Source organism: Tenacibaculum aquaeponti (genome assembly GCF_052084715.1).
Classification (GTDB): Bacteria; Bacteroidota; Bacteroidia; order Flavobacteriales; family Flavobacteriaceae; genus Polaribacter.
On the sequence record NZ_CP197288.1, the window covers coordinates 3,372,936 to 3,386,735 of the forward strand.

The 13,800-nt window shown below is 29.4% G+C and carries 15 protein-coding genes; 9 read left to right on the plus strand and 6 right to left on the minus strand.

Annotated elements, in window-relative coordinates; translation table 11 throughout:
• Positions 1–59: 59 nt before the first annotated feature.
• Positions 60–479, minus strand: coding sequence for a nucleoside-diphosphate kinase (locus ACSIGC_RS15415; protein WP_095073662.1), 420 nt, complete (start codon positions 477–479; stop codon positions 60–62).
• 60 nt (positions 480–539) lie between these two features.
• Complete coding sequence (locus tag ACSIGC_RS15420; protein WP_442265670.1) at positions 540–1,544, minus strand: alkaline phosphatase D family protein; 1,005 nt, start codon at positions 1,542–1,544, stop codon at positions 540–542.
• Between the two features lie 83 nt (positions 1,545–1,627).
• Here ACSIGC_RS15420 and ACSIGC_RS15425 point away from each other — a divergent pair, with 83 nt between their 5' ends.
• From ACSIGC_RS15425 to ACSIGC_RS15445, 5 genes are all read left to right on the plus strand, one after another.
• Positions 1,628–2,653 carry a DHH family phosphoesterase gene (locus ACSIGC_RS15425; RefSeq protein WP_442265671.1) on the plus strand — a complete coding sequence of 342 codons (1,026 nt, stop codon included), beginning with the start codon at positions 1,628–1,630 and terminating at the stop codon, positions 2,651–2,653.
• The gene (gene gldI / locus ACSIGC_RS15430) at positions 2,628–3,191 is read left to right on the plus strand and encodes a gliding motility-associated peptidyl-prolyl isomerase GldI (protein WP_442265672.1); all 564 of its coding nucleotides are present in this window, start codon (positions 2,628–2,630) and stop codon (positions 3,189–3,191) included. Before ACSIGC_RS15425 ends, gldI begins: the two co-directional genes overlap by 26 nt.
• Positions 3,178–3,966 (plus strand): FKBP-type peptidyl-prolyl cis-trans isomerase, encoded by a 789-nt coding sequence (locus ACSIGC_RS15435; protein ID WP_442265673.1) that lies wholly within the window; start codon positions 3,178–3,180, stop codon positions 3,964–3,966. Before gldI ends, ACSIGC_RS15435 begins: the two co-directional genes overlap by 14 nt.
• Before the next feature lie 63 nt (positions 3,967–4,029).
• The gene (locus tag ACSIGC_RS15440; protein WP_442265674.1) at positions 4,030–5,085 is read left to right on the plus strand and encodes a peptidylprolyl isomerase; all 1,056 of its coding nucleotides are present in this window, start codon (positions 4,030–4,032) and stop codon (positions 5,083–5,085) included.
• The gene (locus ACSIGC_RS15445) at positions 5,075–5,659 is read left to right on the plus strand and encodes a phosphatase PAP2 family protein (protein ID WP_442265675.1); all 585 of its coding nucleotides are present in this window, start codon (positions 5,075–5,077) and stop codon (positions 5,657–5,659) included. Before ACSIGC_RS15440 ends, ACSIGC_RS15445 begins: the two co-directional genes overlap by 11 nt.
• A 23-nt stretch (positions 5,660–5,682) precedes the next feature.
• Here the strand turns inward: ACSIGC_RS15445 and ACSIGC_RS15450 are convergent, their stop codons facing one another.
• Entirely contained in the window at positions 5,683–7,323 is a 1,641-nt protein-coding gene (locus ACSIGC_RS15450; RefSeq protein ID WP_442265676.1) for an ArnT family glycosyltransferase, read from the minus strand.
• 135 nt (positions 7,324–7,458) lie between these two features.
• Between ACSIGC_RS15450 and ACSIGC_RS15455 the strand changes: the two genes are divergently transcribed.
• From ACSIGC_RS15455 to ACSIGC_RS15470, 4 genes are all read left to right on the plus strand, one after another.
• On the plus strand, positions 7,459–8,508 hold the full coding sequence (locus tag ACSIGC_RS15455) for a DUF6588 family protein (RefSeq protein WP_442265677.1): 1,050 nt from the start codon (positions 7,459–7,461) through the stop codon (positions 8,506–8,508).
• Positions 8,509–8,610: 102 nt separating this feature from the next.
• Positions 8,611–9,369: a hypothetical protein gene (locus ACSIGC_RS15460; RefSeq protein ID WP_442265678.1), complete on the plus strand. Its 759-nt coding sequence runs from the start codon at positions 8,611–8,613 to the stop codon at positions 9,367–9,369.
• Positions 9,370–9,496: 127 nt separating this feature from the next.
• Positions 9,497–10,423 (plus strand): malate dehydrogenase, encoded by a 927-nt coding sequence (gene mdh / locus ACSIGC_RS15465; protein WP_095073642.1) that lies wholly within the window; start codon positions 9,497–9,499, stop codon positions 10,421–10,423.
• 81 nt (positions 10,424–10,504) lie between these two features.
• Positions 10,505–10,990, plus strand: a complete 486-nt coding sequence (locus tag ACSIGC_RS15470; RefSeq protein ID WP_442265679.1) for a GNAT family N-acetyltransferase — start codon at positions 10,505–10,507, stop codon at positions 10,988–10,990.
• Positions 10,991–11,120: 130 nt separating this feature from the next.
• On the opposite strand, the gene ACSIGC_RS15475 is transcribed toward ACSIGC_RS15470, so the two are convergent.
• Genes ACSIGC_RS15475 through ACSIGC_RS15485 form a run of 3 tightly spaced genes read right to left on the minus strand, consistent with a single transcriptional unit; the run spans position 11,121 to position 13,680 of the window.
• On the minus strand, positions 11,121–11,873 hold the full coding sequence (locus ACSIGC_RS15475) for a glycosyltransferase family 2 protein (RefSeq protein WP_442267772.1): 753 nt from the start codon (positions 11,871–11,873) through the stop codon (positions 11,121–11,123).
• A complete protein-coding gene (locus ACSIGC_RS15480; protein ID WP_442265680.1) occupies positions 11,857–12,954 on the minus strand; it encodes a glycosyltransferase in 1,098 nt (365 codons plus the stop codon). The genes ACSIGC_RS15475 and ACSIGC_RS15480 overlap by 17 nt, the downstream gene beginning before the upstream one ends.
• Before the next feature lie 3 nt (positions 12,955–12,957).
• Positions 12,958–13,680 (minus strand): cell division ATP-binding protein FtsE, encoded by a 723-nt coding sequence (locus ACSIGC_RS15485; RefSeq protein ID WP_442265681.1) that lies wholly within the window; start codon positions 13,678–13,680, stop codon positions 12,958–12,960.
• Positions 13,681–13,800 lie beyond the last annotated feature (120 nt).

Below are 13,800 nucleotides of genomic sequence, written 5' to 3' on the forward strand. Positions count from 1 at the left end.
AAGTATAAAAAAACTCGCTATGAAAAATAGCGAGTTTTTTGTTTAATATTTTTATGTTCTTAGAACATCTCTCTACCAGCAAAGTGGAAATTGCTTTCGATTTCAGCATTCTCATCAGAATCAGAACCGTGAACAGCGTTTTCTCCAATAGAGGTAGCATAAAGTTTTCTGATTGTTCCTTCAGCAGCTTCAGCAGGGTTAGTAGCACCAATTAAAGTTCTAAAATCCTCAACTGCATTATCTTTTTCTAAAACAGCAGCAATGATAGGACCACGAGTCATAAATTCAACTAATTCTCCGAAAAAAGGACGCTCATTGTGTACTGCATAAAAAGTTTCAGCATCACGCTTAGTCATTTGCGTTTTCTTTAAAGCTACAATTCTAAATCCAGCAGCATTAATTTTTTCTAATATAGCTCCAGTATGTCCGTTTTCAACAGCATCTGGTTTAATCATTGTAAAAGTTCTATTTGTTGCCATTTTATTTTTTTGTCTATTTTAATTTCGCGCAAAAATACGCTTTTTAATGTTACTAGCAAGTTAAGGATAAATTTGTGAGAATTCTTGTAAAATGGCATTTCCATCGCTACGCATTTGAAAACTCACTTTTTTCTTTTTGAAATCAAATTTTAAAACCCCAAAACTTTCTCTAAAGATTACGTTTCCAATACGATTGCTATTTAATTCATTTTTAAATCCTTTATAAGCATGAGTTAATCCGCTGGAAGTAAATTCGATTAAAGGATAAGGTAAGTTTTTAATACTAATTTTAGAGAATTCAGAAATGTGTCTGTCTCCAGATAATAATATTGTGTTTTTAGCTTTTGAAGTTTTAATTAATTCAAATAAGCGTTTTCTTTCATGAGGAAAATTTTCCCATTTTTCAAATCGATGTTCACTAGAAATTACTTGAATACTACTCATGATAATATTGAAATCAGCTTTTGAATTATTTAATTCATTAGTTAACCAATTCCATTGTTTTTTACCAAGAATAGTTCCTTCATTGAATTTACTAGAAATATATTTTTTTTGACTGCTATTCTTATCTTTTGTTAAAGAACTTCTGTGATAACGTGTATCTAAAATGATAATTTTTACAGATCCTTTTTTAGTTTTAAATATTTCAGAATGATAAACACCTTCACGTTTTCTTCTCGAGTCTAATTTACTCACTTGTAAAAAATCTAAAAACAATTGTTGGCTTTCTTTTTTCATTTCATATTCAGTTCCAGCATCATTTTTTCCGTAGTCATGATCGTCCCAAGTACCTAAAATCTTAACTTTTTCTGTTAATTCTTTGTATCCTTTTTGATTCCATTGTGCTTTATAAAAAGCTTTCATTTCTTGGATGTTATCTGTATCCGCATAAATGTTATCTCCTCCCCATATCCAAACATTTGGGTTTAGAGATACTATATCGTCCCAAAATAAGTTCTCTATTGAAGGTTTGTTGCAAGAGCCGAAAGCAATGGTGAAATCATTTTGACTATAAATGGATGAATTAAAACAAATGCTAAGAAGTAGTAGAAATATTTTTTTCATGATTATTTTTAAATGATGAACAAATAAACAAATAAGATTTTATTAAATTTTTAAAAGAATATTAAATTGTATATTCGCTGTCTATGATTCTAAAGAATTTTAAAGAGCTTTCTAAGTACCTTGAAACGTCTAGACGTATTGTAATAATAGGACATAAAAATCCTGATGGAGATGCTGTTGGATCTACCTTAGGACTAAAGCATTATTTTGATAAAAAAGGACATAAAACACAGGTTTTAATGCCGAATGAATTCCCTGATTTTCTGCATTGGATACCAGGAGTTGAAACTATATATCGTTTTGATCGTCAAAACAATCAAAGTGTAAAAGCATTGGCTAAATCGGATATTATTTTTCTTTTAGATTTTAATGCTTTACATAGAGTAGGTGATGATATGAAAAATACGTTAGAGAAATATGAAAATGATTTTGCTTTAATAGATCATCATCAGCAACCAGACAATTTTGAATATATGTATTCAGATACAGCAATGTCTTCTACTTGTCAAATGGTTTATAATTTTATTGAAATGTTCAATGATTTAGATCTTATAGATGAGAGTATAGCTACTGCATTGTATACAGGAATAATGACAGATACAGGATCTTTTCGTTTTCGCTCTACAACTAGTACAACACATAAAATTATAGCTGACTTAATAGATAAAGGGGCTAAAAACGATAGAATTCATAATAATGTTTATGATGCCAATTCTCATAGTAGATTAATGTTGTTAGGAAGAGCATTAAGTAACTTGAAAGTAATTTCAGAGTATAAAACAGCTTACATTACTTTAACTCAAAAAGACAAAGATGAGTTTAATTACGAAAAAGGAGATACAGAAGGTGTAGTGAATTATGCCTTATCTCTTAAAGGAATTGTATTTGCTGTTATTTTTATCGAAGACGTAGAGCAAAGAATTGTAAAAATATCTTTTAGATCAAAAGGTAGTTTTTCTGTAAATAAATTTGCGAGAAATCATTTTAATGGAGGCGGACATGATAATGCGGCAGGAGGTAGATCAGATGTAAATATTGAGGAAACTATTGAGAAATTTACATCATTATTACCAGAATATAAAAATGACTTATCTAATTCTTATGGGTAGTAAGTGGATTATTATACTAATTGTATGTGTTTTTTTAGGAGCTTGTAATACACCAGAAGCTAGGAGACCTAAAAAACATACTACTTCTAATTTTTATAAAGAAGTAATAGAAGAAAACATAAAACTGAATCAATTAGAGAAGAAACAAATAGAAAATAGTTTAGCTAAAGATACTTTAAACAACTATTTAAATTCTCCAAATGGTTTTTGGTATATGTACAATAAAAAGGACACGTTAAACTCTACTACACCTAAAAAAGGAGATGTAGTAACTATTCGATATACTATTACAGATTTTTATAATACTCCATTATACGATGAACAAACAATAGAGTATAAGGTGGATAAAGAAGATTTTATACCAGCATTACAAGATGGAATAAAGTTGATGAAAAAGGGAGAAACTATTACATTTGTCATTCCTTCTTACAGAGCTTATGGAGTTACAGGTGATGGAGGTAAGATAAGAATGAATCAAACGTTAAAAAGCAAACTAACATTAATCGACATTAAAAAAGTAAATAATGAAATTAACTAAAGTTTTGGCTGTTGCAGCCATGGGGATGACTATTGTTTCATGTAACAATAATCAAGTAAAAACAAAAGCTAGTCTAGATACATATATAGACACTGTGAGTTATGCTATTGGATTAAACACAGCAATGAGAATGAGTGTAGATGCAGCTGCAAAAGAATTAAATCCAGACTTATATATTCAGGGGTATTCTGAAGGAAGAGATTCTTCAAACGCTACTTTAATTGATAGAAAAGATGCTGAGAAAATAATTAGTAGCTATTTTCAAAAGTTAAGAATGGATCAAATGAAGAAAAGAGAAGAAGAAATGAAGAAAAAAGCAGAGGCAGATTTCAAAGATTATAAGGAAGAAAATGAAAAGTTTTTAACAGAAAATAAAACTAAGGAAGGAGTTAAAACTACTGCTAGTGGATTGCAATATCAAGTAATTAAAGAAGGTAGTGGAGATGCTCCAAAAGTTTCAGACAAAGTAAAAGTTCACTATCACGGAGCTTTAATCGATGGAACTGTTTTTGATAGTACAATGGAACCTAAAAAAGACCCAGCTGAATTTGGAGTTACACAAGTAATTAAAGGTTGGACTGAAGGTTTACAGTTAATGAAGCCAGGAGCTAAATATAAGTTCTTTATTCCTCAGGAGTTAGCTTACGGATATCAACAAAGAGGACCAGTTTTAAAGCCTTTTTCAACATTAGTTTTTGATGTAGAATTATTAGAAGTTGTTCCTCCAGCACCATTAGGAGACGGACACACTAAAGGAGACGGACACGGTCACTAATAAAAATATTAAAAAGACATTGGTTATTTTTATCAATGTCTTTTCTTTTTTTAATTTTAAAATATGAAATCAATAAAGTTTTTAATAATATCATTAGTAGTAATTATATTTTCATCTTGTAAAACTGTTAAGTATCCAGAGTTGAAAGATGGGTTATATGCAGATATTCAAACCAATAAAGGAGATATTTTAATTAAGTTACATTCGGAAATTGTTCCAATGACTGTAGCTAACTTTGTTTCTTTAGCAGAAGGAAATAACCCTAAAGTAACAGACTCTTTAAAAGGGAAGCCTTTTTATGATGGAATTAAATTTCACAGAGTTATTAAAAATTTTATGATTCAAGGAGGAGATCCTACAGGAACTGGAAGAGGTAGTGGAGGATATCGTTTTGATGATGAATTTCCTTTAAACGAAAAAGGAGAGTTAATTTTTAAGCACGATAGTGCAGGAGTTTTATCAATGGCAAATTCTGGTCCAGCTACAAATTCAGCTCAATTTTTTATTACCCATAAAGAAACTCCTTGGTTAGATGGTAAACATTCTGTTTTTGGAAAAGTAACTTATGGCCAAAATATTGTAGATACCATCGTACAAAATGATTTCATTAACAAAGTAGAAATTATTAGAGTAGGAAAAAAAGCTAAAGACTTTAATGCTCCAGAAGTGTTTTTAACAGAGTTGTCAAATTCAGAAGAGCGTAAGAAAGAAAGAGAGAGAAAGATTAAAATAGCAAAAGAGAATCTTAAAAAAGAGTTAGATTATTATAGTGCTATTACTACTAAATCTGGGCTTAAAATATTGAAAATTAAAGAGACTTCAGGTAATAAGGTAAATCCAGATTTACCAACTACAGTTCACTACATGTTACAAGATGACTTAGGAAATAAAATAGCATCAAGTAGAGACCAGAATCAACCTTTTACTTTTACTATTAATGATCCTAATTATCCATTAATAGCTGGTTGGAAAGAAGGTGCTAAGTTACTTAAAGAAGGAGAGAAAGCCCGTCTTTTCATTCCGAGTTATTTAGGATATGGTGAAGTTGGTCGTTTACCGGTAATTAAACCGAATACAGATCTTATTTTTGAAATAGAAGTTCTTAAAGTTGGAAAATAGTTTGCTCGATGCGCTTATAGAAAAAGACAAAGCGCTTTTAATTTATCTGAATAACCTAGGAAACGAACAATGGGATAATTTATGGTTGTGGATTACACATCAATTTAATTGGATACCGTTATTTGTTGTAATACTTGGTTTATTGATATGGAAATTTGGTGTTAAAAAAACATTATTTACTTTAGTGTTTATAGCAATTTTTGTGGCTTTTTCTGATCAATTTACAAACTTGATTAAGAATTTAACAGGAAGAACAAGACCATGTAATGCTATTGAAATGCAAGAGTATTTAAGGCAGTTTTCATACAAACCTAGAGGGAAAAGTTTTTGGTCTGGTCATGCTTCTTTATCAACAACGTTTACAACTTTTATTATTTTACTCTTGCGTAAGAGAATAAAGTATATCTATTTGTTAATTTTATTTCCTTTAGTATTTGGATATAGTAGATTATACTTAGGAGTTCACTATCCTATAGATGTTTCTACAGGATATGTTTCTGGTATTATTCTAGGGACATTATTCTACAAGTTATACAAGATGTTATTTCAAAAGGTATTTAAAGAAACTTTATAAGTATAAGTTTCTTTAAATATTATTTATTTTTTGTACGAACATTCAACCATATGGCTAAATCTCAAAGGAGGAACTTTAGGGTTTGTTGTTCCTACTATTTGAATGTGTGAAGGAGACCAATTTAATTTTGGTGTTGTAAATACAATTGTATTGTCAATTAATTTTGCTTGAGTAATATTTCTAGATCTCTCGTACTTAAATACTATATATAGTTGTAGGTTTTTAAGTTCAGAAATTAGTTCTGTATTATAAGAAACATTAATAATACTCTTATTTTCTTTGTTAACTACAGGATTGTTCAATTCAAATGTAGCATTTCCCCTTTTTACATATTCAATAATATTATGTTCAATAAATAGTAAACTTTTATTTTTCTTAATAATTGAATCTGTTGCGTTACCAGTTCTGTTAAATGTGATAAGAGAAAATTTTTCTAGGTTAAAATTTTTATTGTAATCATATAAATCATATTGGTTTTTTCTACTGTTCCAAGAATTAATTTGAAGAGGTTTTTTACCAGAGTAAAACCAGTAAATAGACGTGTTTTGATAAGAATTAAGAAATAAAGGAGTATTACCTTTTAATGTATTGTCTAATTTTTGTACCCATTTTTTATTTCCATGCATTTCAAATTGTTTAGGTACTAGTCCGTCATTGGCAATAATAATTCGTAAAGCTATAGTTACAACTATTGTTATAAAAGCTAGAATTTTAAAAGCTTTTATTTTCTTAGGGTTATCAATTAAATAATAAAAAGGGATAATTATCAAGGGGATAGATATAGGAACAACCCATTGTGCTTGTACTCTACTTTTAAAAGAAGATATAAAGAAGAATATGGCAAATCCTAAAACTAAAAAACGTAAAGCTTTTTCAAATTGATCCTTTATTTTTAACCTCTTAAAGAAAGCTAAATAAACAATAGGAAAGGTAAGTCCTATAATTGCTATAAGATTTAAAATATGATTTGTTGTATAATCAATTCTGTAACTTTTAGTATTTCTTTCAAATAAATGATATTTAATTGAAGCAAAATCATTAACATATTGCCAATACAAATGAGGAGAAAATAAGATGATTGTAGCTAAAGTTGTTAACCAGATTTTCCAGTCTTTTAAAACTTTTAGGTTAGAAAGCAGTACAAAGAATATAATTAATACAGCATGATATTTACTGTAAAGCATACCGGCCATTGCTATTGCTAAAATTGCATAACTACTAAAATTCTTTTGAAGAATGTATTTTTGATAGCCAATTAAGAATAGAGAAAAAAAGAAAACCAAAGGAGTATCTGGGACAGTTATAAAGCCATAAACATTAAATAAAGAAGTTGTAATTAATAATAATAAAAACAACCAAGTATATTCTCTTTTTAAAGGATGTTTAATAAGTAGCCAAACAAAGTAAAAAGAAAAAGTTAATGATATCGATGAGAAAAAACGAACGCTTAATTCTCCAGAGCTAAAAAATAGTTTAGAAATAGTTATCCATAAAGCAATCATTGGAGGGTGATCAAAATATCCCCAATCTAAATTTTTACTATATGCCCAATAATATGCCTCATCTGCTAATAATTCAGTAGAATAGCCTTGAAGTATATTAACTAACATAAGTAATATTAAAAAAACAGGAACTGTATATTTAGATTGTAAAATAGTTTTCATCAAAGCAAAGCTAAAAAAAATAAGAATCCTTTTAGGAGAATCACTTATAGTTTTTTAGGTTAAATACCTAAAAGTTGGTAGTAATTTTGAAGATAGTTTTTATATTTTTACAAAAACTAACTAATACCATATACAATGAAAAAGGTTTTACTATCACTTTTTATGTGTTCTGCAATTAGCAGTTTTTCTCAAGAAATCGAAAATTTAGTTAAAGCAGCTGGAGACGCTAATAAAATAGCAAATGCTTATTCAGCGCCAGCTTTAGAAGGTCTAATTTATAGCATGAATAATGGCTGGTTTCATACAGCCAAAGTACACAAGAAATTTGGTTTTGATATTACTATTGGAGCAAGTGGATCATTTGTGCCTTCTGAAAGAGAAACATATCAAATTTCTGCGTTAGGGCTTACTTCAACAATAATAAGTTCTCCGGAAACAGCTCCAACAATTTTTGGAGAAGGAGATGGTGGAACACTAACACTACAAACTACAGTTTCTGGTATAGATGTAGGTAATGGTACTACAGTAGATAATGTAACTGTAGATGTCCCATTAGAATTACCAGAAGGGTTTAAAGAAGATTTACCTGGAAGTTTAGTTCCTGCGCCTGCGGTTCAAGTAACTGTAGGTTTGCCATGGAAATTAGAGACTTCTGTACGTTTTGTTCCCAAAGTAGGTTCTGATGATGTGAAAGGATCGCTTTTTGGAATAGGGTTAAAGAAAGAAATTACAGATATTTTAGGACCCCTAGATAAATTACCATTACATTTGGCTGTAATGGGGACTTATACAAATATGAATGTTGATGGACAAATTGAAGATTCTACTGAAGCTAATTTTATTGTAAGAAATGCTGAAACTCAGTTCAGGTTAAACTCCTACACAATTCAATTGTTAGCATCTTTAAATTTTCCAATAATTAATTTTTATGGAGCAGTAGGATACGGTGGAGGTAATGCTACTGTTGATGTTTTAGGAGATTATAGTGTTATTTATGATGTATCAGGTTCTACTCAAAGGGTAAGAGCTGATTTTAAAGATCCAATTAAACAAGAATTTTCAGCTGGTAGTATGAGAGCAACAATCGGAACACGTTTAAGTTTAGGTTTCTTTAAAATATTTGCAGATTACACGTTACAAGAGTACAATACAGTTAGTGCAGGTATAGCTTTTAGTTTTAGATAATATTAAAGCGATAAATTTTAAATGAAAAGTCTAGGGGATTTCCTAGACTTTTTGTTTTTCAAATATTTAACTAATTTAGCAAGCTTAACGTTAAAATACATTATGAAGACTAAATTTTTATTAATCACATTATCATTAATTACTTTCTTAGGTTATAGCCAAGAAGAGAAAAAAGAAAAAAAAGAAGGTAACGGAAAAGACCTATTTGATAAAGTTTACAATCGCTATTCAGGGAAGAAGAAATCGATAGTTGTTCTGAAAGACGGAACTAGAATAGAAGGGTTTAAGAAAGATGTTGATAGAAAGAAAGGTCAGATTTATTATATAAAATTAAAAGAAGCAAAATCAGGAAAAAAAATAAAATTAGAATCTGATGAGATAAAAGAGATGTATTTATACCCAAGTGGATTTGAAAAATTCACAAAATCATGGAGACATGTGTATGATGTTCGTCAATGGGAAAGATCTGATATGGATAATGATGTAATTAATCAAGGATATATTTATTTCAAAAATCAAAAAGTATCATTAAAAAACAAAAAGAAAGAGAAAGAGTATATGATGCAACTAATAAACCCAACTTTTAGTAAGTATATAGAGGTTTTTGGTGACCCAAATGCAAAAGAAACTACAAAATTAGGAGCTTTCGGATTCAATGTAGCAGGAGGTTTGGCAAAATCATATTATGTAAAAAAAGATGGTAAAATATTTTGGTTGCGTAAGAAAGATTTAGATGATAAATATGAAGAGTTATTCGGAGATTGTAAGGAGTTCATGGAGAAAAATCCTATTAAGAAAATAAAGTGGCGATATTTTAGTCAATATGTATTAGATTATACAAAAATGAAGGCTAAAGAATAATAGTCTAAAATAAAATATAAAAAACAAAAACTCATGGTCATTTCCATGAGTTTTTGTTTTTATATCATTAGTTAAATAGCTATTTTTGCTCATCTTAGATTATTAATTTTCAATAAAAATATATAAAATGAAAGTAACAGTTGTTGGAGCAGGTGCCGTAGGTGCAAGTTGTGCTGAGTACATTGCAATAAAAAATTTCGCTTCAGAAGTTGTGTTAGTAGATATTAAAGAAGGTTTTGCTGAAGGAAAAGCAATGGACTTAATGCAAACTGCTTCTTTAAACGGATTCGATACTAAAATCGTAGGAACTACAGGAGATTACAGCAAAACTGCAGGTTCAGACATCTGTGTTATTACTTCTGGTATCGCTCGTAAGCCAGGAATGTCTCGTGATGAATTATTAGGAATTAACGCTGGTATTGTAAAATCAGTTTCTTCTAGTTTAATAGAGCATTCTCCAAATACAATTATCATCGTAGTATCTAATCCAATGGATACAATGACATATTTAGTTCATAAAACTACTGGATTACCAAAGAATAGAATTATCGGTATGGGAGGAGCTTTAGATTCTGCTCGTTTCAAGTACAGATTAGCTGAAGCTTTAGAAGCGCCAATTTCTGACGTAGACGGAATGGTAATTGGAGGTCACTCTGATAAAGGTATGGTTCCATTAACTCGTTTAGCTACTCGTAACTCTGTTCCAGTTTCTGAATTCTTATCAGAAGAAAGATTAGAGCAAGTAAAGCAAGATACTAAAGTTGGTGGTGCTACATTAACAGGATTATTAGGTACTTCTGCTTGGTATGCTCCAGGAGCAGCTGTATCAGGTTTAGTTCAAGCAATTGCTTGTGATCAAAAGAAGATTTACCCATGTTCTGCTTTATTAGATGGAGAGTACGGTTTATCTGATTTATGTATCGGAGTTCCTGTAGTGTTAGGAAGAAATGGTATCGAAAGTATAGTAGAAATTAACTTAAGTGATGCTGAAAAAGAACACTTAGCTGCTTCTGCTGATGCTGTAAAAACAAATAATGCAAACTTAGAATTATAATAAATTTTAAGTGACAATATTAAAAAGCAATCTCATTTGAGATTGCTTTTTTGTTTTATCTTAGTAATAAAATTTTCGAAAGTGAGTGTAATTTATAGAAAAGTAAAGTCAGAAGATAATCCATTTTTAGCAAAGGTAATTAGGAATACAATTGAAGAGTTCGATGCGCCTAGAACAGGAACAGTATATTCAGATGAATCGACAGATCATTTATTTGAATTATTCAATATCCCAAAAGCAATTTTATGGGTTGCAGAACTAGATGGAAAAGCTGTAGGTTGTTGTGGTATTTATCCTACAGATGGTTTAGAAGAAGGAGTTTGTGAATTGGTAAAGTTTTATATTTCTAATTTAATTAGAGGAAAAGGTATAGGGAAAGAATTAATGCTAAAGAGTATTAATTCTGCTAAAGAATTAGGATACACAAATATATATTTAGAAAGTTTACCACATTTTTCTAAAGCAATAGCTATGTACGAAGAATCTGGATTTAAAATTTTAGATACACAATTAGGGAATTCGGGACATTCAAGTTGTAATGTTTGGATGTTAAAAGAACTGAAGTAAGTAACTATAAATGTGAAAGAAATGTTAAAGTCAAAAAGGTTTTGTAAGAAGGTAGATAAAGCTCCGTCTACATTGCCAGAGACGTATTTAAAGTTTCTTTTTCATAGTTTTTCATAGCAATTTCCCGCTTCTACTTTGAAGCGGGTTTTTTATTTAATGTTCTAAACAGATATTTAGATATTCCTAAAATCCAGAAAAAAATAGTAAATAAAGTATTTGAGTTTTTAATTTTTAAACGAATATCTTCTCTGTATAAATTCCAATCATAGTTTTTTGAAATTCCTTCAGCGCCACATATAGCTATAGTTTCATTGATTTTTATGTGATTAATCTTTTTATTGTACAGATACAAGTTGAAATGATAATCTGATAAAACCTTAAACGAAGTGTCGTATTTTCGTGTTTTAAATAATGTCTTTTTATAGAATACAGATTGATGGTGTAATGTGTTTTTGATCCATAATTTACTAGAAAAACTAGAGTTAAAATTTTGATTTCCATCATAGGTAACATTACCAATAATTAATTTCGTATCATCAAAATTTTTTGAAGAAAATATTGAAAATAATGTAAGATTAGAGAACAGTTTATCATCAGCTCCCATAAAATATAACCATTCTCCATGCGCTAAATCAATTCCTTTATTCATGGCATCATAAATACCATTATCTTTTTCTGATATAAATTTAAACTTTGAAGGTAATGTCTTTAAAAAATCTATTGTCCCATCTGTGGAAGCTCCATCAATTATCCAAACTTCAAATTCTGTATAGCTTTGAATTTGTAGGCTAAATATACATTGCTTTAACTTTTCTAAGTTATTGAATGTAGGAATGATTATGGAAACTTTAGTTTTTATAATGTAACTAATTAAAGTATGAATCTAATTTCAATTGTTCTTTTTCCCAACATAATTCTTCTTTTGCTATTTTTTGATTTTGCTTTATTTCATTAATTAATGTTTCGTTATTAAGAATAGAAGAAACAGCTTTAGCTATAGCTTCAGGTTGATAGGAATCTACAGCAATACCAACATTGTATGTGTTAACAATGTTGATAATTTCAGGTAGATTACCAGAAATTAATGGCAATTCAGCATGAATATAATCAAATAATTTGTTAGGTAAAGAAAATTCGAAGCTCTTGCCAAGAGGTTCTTCTAATACCATACCAAGATCTGCTAGTTTTGTATAGTTTGGTAGTTTTTCGTGAGCAACTCTACCTAAAAAATGAACTCTTGATTCTAGATTTTCTAATTGAACAAAATCTTTTAATTCTTGTTCTACTTTCCCATAGCCAATAATAACTAAATCAATACCAGAAAGTAAATGTAGAGCCTTAATCATGGGTTTAATTCCTCTCCCCGGATTTAATACACCTTGATATAAAATCACTTTATTTTTTGTAGGAAAGCTTACTTTTTCTTCAATAATTTCTCTGTGAAGTTGAGGTAAGTTTCGAATTAGTCCCATATGATTGTTATGTCGATCATTGTAAAACTTAACAATAGATTGACTAACAGTGTAAGATTTTCTAATTCTTGGTAAGAAAAAGTATTCTAATTTCCGCCAAAACCCTTGTACAAATTTACGTCCTTGTAATTCAGGACCTTCAGAAAATAATTCATGACTATCATATACTAATTGTGTATTTCGCTTTAAAGAGCTTGCAAAAAAGCAAGCAGGTAATGTATCTAAATCATTAGATAAGATGTAAGTGTATCTATGAAAAAGTAAATAGAAAAATAATCGAACATTATATTCAGCGTAAAAAAGAAAATTATTGTTAAACCAGTGTTTTTTTCGAACTATTTTATAAGGTCGATCAATTTCAATAGTATAGGGTAAAACTCTACCATATACCAAAACGTCAAAGTTGTTTTTTAAAAGATAAGTACAAACTTTATGAACTCTTTGATCTGTAGAAATATCATTAGTAACAGCAACAAAAATCTTTTTCTTCAATAACTAAGTGTTTTCGTTTTCTTTTTTATTCTGGTTTTTTGGAGGCGGAGTCTGTTGAACAACTTCAAATAGTTTTCCACCTTCACATTTTACCGTTTTTTGCTTAAATTTTACAATTAACTGATAATCATGAGTGGCCATAAAAATAGTTTTTCCACTTTTATGAATCTCATTTAAAAGTTCCATTACTTCTAAAGAAGTTCTAGGGTCTAAATTACCAGTAGGCTCATCTGCTAAAATTAATTCAGGATCATTAAGTAAGGCTCTAGCTATAGCTACACGTTGCTGTTCACCACCAGAAAGTTCGAAAGTTTTTTTATAGTATTTTTCTTTCATACCTACTTTGTCTAGAACTTCGTAAATTTTCTCTTTACGCTCATTTTTATCTTTCCAGCCTGTAGCTTTTAAAACAAATTCAAGATTATCAAAAACATTACGGTCATTTAATAACTTAAAATCTTGAAAAACAATTCCTAGTTTTCTTCTTAAGAAAGGAATGTCTTTTTCTTTCATTTTCTTTAAATCAAAACCAACAATACTACCTAAACCACGTTGTAGTCTAAGATCTCCGTATAATGTTTTTAATAAACTACTTTTTCCACTACCAGTTTTACCAATCAAATAGTAAAAATCACCTTTATTTAAGGTGAAGTTAATTTTCGATAAAACCAGAATGTCTCTTTGGTAGATATCTGCATTTTCTAAATGCAGTATTGGCTCTTGCATAAAAAGAAAGTTTTTACAAATCTATTATTTATTATCAATTTAAACCACTTTTTTTATTTTTGGCGATTATTGATCAAACAAAACAAAAAAAATAGCGTTATCTTACAGGGAACGATACAA